The sequence below is a fragment of the Simplicispira sp. GW247-4R2A genome, from assembly GCF_059424465.1.
Genome location: NZ_JBWKZM010000026.1, coordinates 57,694 through 63,854, shown reverse-complemented (window position 1 = coordinate 63,854; position 6,161 = coordinate 57,694). Strand labels below are relative to the sequence as shown.

At 62.7% G+C, this 6,161-nt stretch carries 4 protein-coding genes; 3 read left to right on the top strand and 1 reads right to left on the bottom strand.

Features of this window, described 5'->3' with window-relative positions; genetic code table 11:
- The 3 genes from tolA to AC07ZH_RS16255 form a co-directional block, all read left to right on the top strand.
- Nucleotides 1-723, top strand: a 723-nt coding sequence (gene tolA, locus AC07ZH_RS16265) for a cell envelope integrity protein TolA (RefSeq protein ID WP_495200553.1), incomplete at its 5' end; no start/stop codon positions are given.
- Between the two features lie 73 nt (nucleotides 724-796).
- Nucleotides 797-2,176 carry a prephenate-dependent tRNA uridine(34) hydroxylase TrhP gene (trhP, locus tag AC07ZH_RS16260; RefSeq protein ID WP_495200552.1) on the top strand — a complete coding sequence of 460 codons (1,380 nt, stop codon included), beginning with the start codon at nucleotides 797-799 and terminating at the stop codon, nucleotides 2,174-2,176.
- A 206-nt stretch (nucleotides 2,177-2,382) separates the two neighbouring features.
- Nucleotides 2,383-3,321, top strand: a complete 939-nt coding sequence (locus tag AC07ZH_RS16255) for a class I SAM-dependent methyltransferase (RefSeq protein ID WP_495200551.1) — start codon at nucleotides 2,383-2,385, stop codon at nucleotides 3,319-3,321.
- 234 nt (nucleotides 3,322-3,555) lie between these two features.
- On the opposite strand, the gene acnB is transcribed toward AC07ZH_RS16255, so the two are convergent.
- Nucleotides 3,556-6,141: a bifunctional aconitate hydratase 2/2-methylisocitrate dehydratase gene (gene acnB, locus AC07ZH_RS16250; RefSeq protein ID WP_495200550.1), complete on the bottom strand. Its 2,586-nt coding sequence runs from the start codon at nucleotides 6,139-6,141 to the stop codon at nucleotides 3,556-3,558.
- Between the last annotated feature and the right edge of the window lie 20 nt (nucleotides 6,142-6,161).

Sequence of the window (6,161 nt, the reverse complement as noted above, 5' to 3'; positions counted from 1 at the left end):
CCACCACCCCCGCCACCGCCGCAGCAGGCACAACCCGACCCGCGCGAAGCCGACATCGCCATCGAACGCGAAAAGAAGCGTCTGGAGAAGGAGAAGCGCGAGCGCGAAGACAAGCAAAAACTCGAACGCGAGAAGAAGCTCAAAGAGCAGCAGCGCCTGGACCAGGAAAAGAAAGACAAGCTCGCCAAGGAGCAGGCTGCACGCGAGCAGGCAGCGCACGACAAGCTTGTCAAAGAACAGGCCGCGCGTGAACAGGCAGCGCGCGACAAGGCTGCGCTCGACAAAGAGCAAAAACGCGTAGCCGAAGAAAAGCGCAAAAAAGACGAGGCCATCGAAAAGGCCAACGCCAAGGCCGCCGAAGATCGCCGCCAGGAAAACATCCGCCGCATGCAGGGTCTGGCAGGCGCCAGCGGTGCACCCACGGCAACGGGCACCGCTCTGCACGATTCCGGCCCCTCGGGCGGCTACGGCGGCCGCGTAGCCGCCAAGGTCAAGCCCAACATCGTCTACCCCGACGCGGTGAGCGGCAACCCGCGCGCCGAGGTCGAAGTGCACACCTCGCCCGACGGCACCATCCTTTCCACACGCCTGACCAAATCCAGCGGCAACGCCGCCTGGGACGACGCCGTGCTGCGCGCGCTGCAAAAAACCGCGTCACTGCCACGGGATGTGGACGGGCGCGTGCCCCCATCCCTCGTGATTGGCTTCCGGCCGCAAGACTGATTCCACAACGCAAGCCCCGGTGCGCGGCGATGGCGCACCCCATGCCGCTTCGTCCGAAGCCGAGGAACTGCCCATGACCCGCCCCGCCCCAGAACTCCTTTTGCCCGCCGGCTCGCTCGAACGCATGCGCGCCGCCTACGACTTTGGCGCCGACGCGGTGTACGCCGGCCAGCCGCGCTACAGCCTGCGCGCACGCAACAACGAGTTCCGCATCGAGCAGATCCAGACCGGCATCGAAGAAGCCCACGCACGCGGCAAGAAATTCTTTTTGACGAGCAACTTGCTGCCGCACAACGACAAAGTGCGCACCTACCTGCGCGACATCGAGCCCATCATTGCCATGGGCCCGGACGCGCTCATCATGGCCGACCCCGGCCTCATCATGCAGGTGCGCGAAAAGTGGCCCGAGGTGGCGATTCACCTCTCGGTGCAGGCCAACACCACCAACTTCATGGCAGTGAAGTTCTGGCAGAAAGTGGGCATCACGCGGATCATCCTGTCGCGCGAACTGAGCCTGGACGAGATCGAAAAAATCCGCCAGGAATGCCCCGACATGGAGCTTGAAGTGTTTGTGCACGGCGCCCTGTGCATTGCCTACTCGGGCCGCTGCCTGCTCTCGGGCTACTTCAACCGGCGCGACCCCAACCAGGGCGCTTGCACCAACGCCTGCCGCTGGAATTACGCCACGAAAGAGGCGGCCGTAGACCCCAACACCGGCGAAGCCATAGCGGTGCGCATGGAAGGCGATTTCAACTTCAACAAGGCGCAGGAAGACGAGAACGCGGCCTTTTCCGGGTGCGGCGACGGCCAGCGCCACCCGCTGGCCGACAAGGTGTACCTGCTGGAAGAAAAAGAACGCCCCGGCCAGCTCATGCCCATCATGGAAGACGAGCACGGCACCCACATCATGAACAGCAAGGACCTGCGTGCGGTCGAGCATGTGCAGCGTCTGGTCGATATCGGCGTCGATTCGCTCAAGATCGAGGGCCGCACCAAGAGCGCGTACTACGTCTCGCGCACCGCGCAGGTCTACCGCCGAGCCATCGACGACGCCATGGCGGGCCGCCCGTTCAACCCCGAGCTCATCACCGAACTCGAAGGCCTGGCCAACCGTGGCTACACCAGCGGCCTACTCGAGCGCCGCCCGGCCCACGACTACCAGAACTACGAAACCGGTAGCTCCGAATCCAAGCGCAGCCAGTACGTCGCCCAGGTGAAAAGCGTGGCCGATGGCTGGGCCGAGGTCGAAACCAAGAACCACTTTGCCGTGGGCGATCTGCTGGAGATCATCCACCCCAGCGGCAACCGCACCGTGCGGCTGACCGAGATGCAAAGCGTTGAAGGCGAGGCCCTTCAGGTGGCGGCCGGCAGCCCGCTGCGGGTGCGGATTGCGCTCACCGGCGAGGTGCAAGGCGCGCTGCTGGCCCGGGTATTCGAGGCTGAAAAAATTTAGGTTAAATTGGCCTCTAGCGCTTATTCCATATGCGCTAGCAGCTTCTTTTTTAATAGCAGTTTACAAGCAGGCGCATCTCATCCACACGGGGGTTTTTGGTCGAGATCCAGCGCGCTCTTTTTGTGCCTGTATTCATTCAAAACCATGCGCTTTACAGAGTGGCCATGAAGTTGGAACCTGCGCACGCCTGATTCCCGGAGACTGCATTGAATCCACTCGGCGCCAGTCGCACAGCCCTCGCCACCTCGCTGATGCGCGCACTGCATTCGCGCCATGACCCTGCCCCTCTGATCGATGACGATTGGGGCGATCGACTCGTGCCAGACACTGCGCGCACAGCCCTGTGCCAACGCGTTCTAGACGGCATGCCACCGACTGCGCGGCTCAAAGCGGCGGCGGCCCCTGAAGCATTGCTCGGCCAGTCGTTGCGTGCGAATGCCGCCTACGCGGGCGTGATTCTCCGGACCCGCTATACCGAGGATGCGCTGGAGGCGGCGGTCAAACAAGGCGTCACGCAGTACGTCATCATCGGCGCCGGCTTCGACAGCTTTGCGTATCGACGGCCGGACTGGGCGGCCAAACTGGCCATCTTCGAGGTCGACCATCCCGCGACACAAGCCGTGAAGCGCCAGCGCCTGGCGGAATGCGGCGTCGATGCGCCAGCATCTGTCGAATTTGTCGCGACCGACCTCTCAGTAGAGAACTTGGGCGCAGCCCTGGCACGGTCCTCATTCCAACCCGCCCAGCCGACGTTCTTCTCATGGCTCGGCGTAACCATCTACCTTACCCAAGAAGCAAATCTCTCTGCACTGCGGGCGATTGCCTTGTGCGCTCCAGCAGGCAGCGAACTGGTTTTTACCTATGTTGACCAGAAGGTTCTTGATCCTGATGCCGTCGTGACGGAAGCGTTCCACAAACAGAAGGCAGCGGTGTCTTCAGCGGGAGAGCCCTTTCTATCTGGCTTCGATCCGCACATGCTTGGCGAGCAACTGCGCGCGGGAGGCTTGTTGCTCCTTGAGGATTTGAACGGAATTCAAGCCGTCGCCAAATATGACGCCTCCGGCGTGAACGGTTTGAGAACTGCAGGTGCATGGCATATTGCACACGCTCGCGTTGCCCCTATTCCGGCGAGAACGTCCGTCTGACCAGTTGGGACCGGCAGGCTGAACCTGACTTGCCTAGCGATCCATTTTCTGCGGCGCCACCCGGCAGGCCTAGAAAACCTCAACCGAAAATTTCTTCGAAATTTTTGTCTGGCGCTTGTTCAGCATTGCCTTAAGCATGGAGAGTTCGCTATCAAAAAAGCCCGCAGGTGCTTTCGCTCGCTGCGGGCTGGGTCAGTAGGCGCACGGACGACTTGTCCGGCGCCCCTTCAAGGCTTAGGCGCTTACGCCATCCGCCACGCCCTTGTACTCGGCGATCTGGTCGAAGTTCAGGTATTGGTAGATCTTGTCGCCGTTCTGGTTGACGACGCCCACGTCGGCCAGGTATTCCTGCTTGCTCGGGATACGGCCCAGCTTGGAGCAGATGGCCGAGAGTTCGGCCGAACCCAGATACACATTGGTGTTCTTGCCCAGGCGGTTGGGGAAGTTGCGCGTGCTGGTGGACATGACCGTAGCGCCTTCTTTCACCTGTGCCTGGTTGCCCATGCACAGCGAGCAGCCGGGCATTTCCATGCGGGCGCCAGCGGCGCCGAAAACACCGTAATGGCCTTCCTCGGTAAGCTGCTTCGCATCCATCTTGGTGGGCGGGGCCATCCAGAGCTTGACGGGCATGTCCTTCTTGCCTTCCAGCAGCTTGGACGCGGCGCGGAAGTGGCCGATGTTGGTCATGCACGAGCCGATGAACACTTCGTCGATCTTCGCGCCCGCCACGTCAGACAGCGTCTTGGCGTCGTCCGGGTCGTTGGGGCAGCAGACGATAGGCTCCGTGATCTCGGCCAGGTCGATCTCGATCACGGCAGCGTATTCAGCATCCGCATCGGGTGCCAGCAACTGCGGGTTGGCCAGCCAGGCCTCCATGCCCTGAATGCGGCGGCGGATCGTGCGCGCGTCTTCGTAGCCTTGGGCGATCATGTTCTTGAGCAGCACGATGTTCGAGTTGATGTACTCGATGATCGGCTCCTTGTTCAGGCGCACCGTGCAACCGGCCGCTGAGCGTTCGGCTGACGCGTCGGACAGCTCGAAGGCCTGCTCAGCCTTGAGGTTGGGCAGCCCTTCGATTTCAAGAATGCGGCCAGAGAAGATGTTCTTCTTGCCCTTCTTCTCGACCGTGAGCAGGCCGGCCTTGATGGCGTAGAGCGGAATGGCATGCACCAGATCGCGCAGCGTGACGCCCGGCTGCATCTGGCCCTTGAAGCGCACGAGCACCGATTCGGGCATGTCCAGCGGCATGACGCCGGTTGCAGCGGCAAAGGCCACCAGGCCCGAGCCGGCGGGGAAGCTGATGCCTACGGGGAAGCGCGTGTGGCTGTCACCACCCGTGCCCACGGTGTCGGGCAACAGCATGCGGTTGAGCCAACTGTGGATGATGCCGTCGCCGGGTTTGAGGGAAATACCGCCACGGTTGCTGATGAACTCGGGCAGTTCGTGGTGCATCTTCACGTCCACGGGCTTGGGGTAAGCCGCCGTGTGGCAGAAGGACTGCATCACCAGATCGGCGCTGAAACCCAGGCAGGCGAGGTCTTTCAGCTCGTCGCGCGTCATCGGGCCGGTGGTGTCCTGCGAGCCGACCGAGGTCATCTTGGGTTCGCAGTAGGTGCCGGGCAGCACGCCCTGGCCTTCGGGCAGGCCGCACGCACGGCCGACCATCTTCTGCGCCAGGGTGAAGCCCTTGCCGTGGCCCTTGGGCACTTGCGGCAGGCGAAACAAAGTGGAAGCCGCCAGGCCCAGCGCCTCGCGTGCCTTGGCGGTCAGGCCACGGCCGATGATCAGCGGAATGCGGCCACCGGCGCGCACCTCGTCGAACAGCACATCGCTCTTGACCTCGAACTCGGCAATCACCTTGCCGTCCTTCAAGGCCTTGCCTTCGTAGGGGCGCAGCTCGATGGTGTCGCCCATGTTCATCTGGCTCACGTCGAGCTCAATGGGCAGCGCACCCGCGTCTTCCATGGTGTTGTAGAAGATCGGTGCAATCTTGCTGCCCAGACACACACCACCGAAACGCTTGTTGGGCACGAAGGGAATGTCTTCGCCGGTGAACCACAGCACGCTGTTGGTGGCCGACTTGCGGCTCGAACCGGTGCCGACCACGTCGCCCACATAGGCCACCAGGTTGCCCTTGGCGCGCAGGTCTTCGATAAATTTCACCGGGCCGCGCTTGCCGTCTTCTTCGGGCGTGATGCCGTCGCGCTTGTTCTTGAGCATGGCGAGGGCATGCAGCGGGATGTCGGGGCGGCTCCAGGCGTCGGGTGCGGGTGAGAGGTCGTCGGTGTTGGTCTCGCCCGTGACCTTGAGCACGGTGAGCGTGATGCTCTTGGGCACTTCGGGACGGCTGGTGAACCACTCGGCATCGGCCCAGCTTTGCACCACGGCCTTGGCAAAGGCATTGCCCTTGTCGGCCTTTTCCTTGACGTCGTGGAACTGGTCGAACATCAGCAACGTCTTTTTCAGCGCCTCAGCAGCGACAGCGGCCACAGCCGTATCGTCCAGCAGGTCGATCAGCGGCGTGAGGTTGTAGCCACCCAGCATGGTGCCCAGCAACTCGGTGGCTTGCTCACGGCTGATGAGCGGGCACTTTTCGCTGCCGTGGGCCACGGCGGCCAGGTAGCTGGCCTTGACCTTGGCGGCATCGTCCACGCCGGCGGGGACGCGGTGCGTGATCAGCTGGACCAGCGTGGCTTCTTCGCCAGCAGGCGGGTTCTTGAGCAGTTCGACCAATTCACCGGTTTGCTTGGCGGTCAGCGGCAGCGGCGGAATGCCCAGTGCGGCGCGCTCGGCCACGTGGTCACGGTAGGCTTGCAACATCTTTCTTCTTTCGTGGTTTC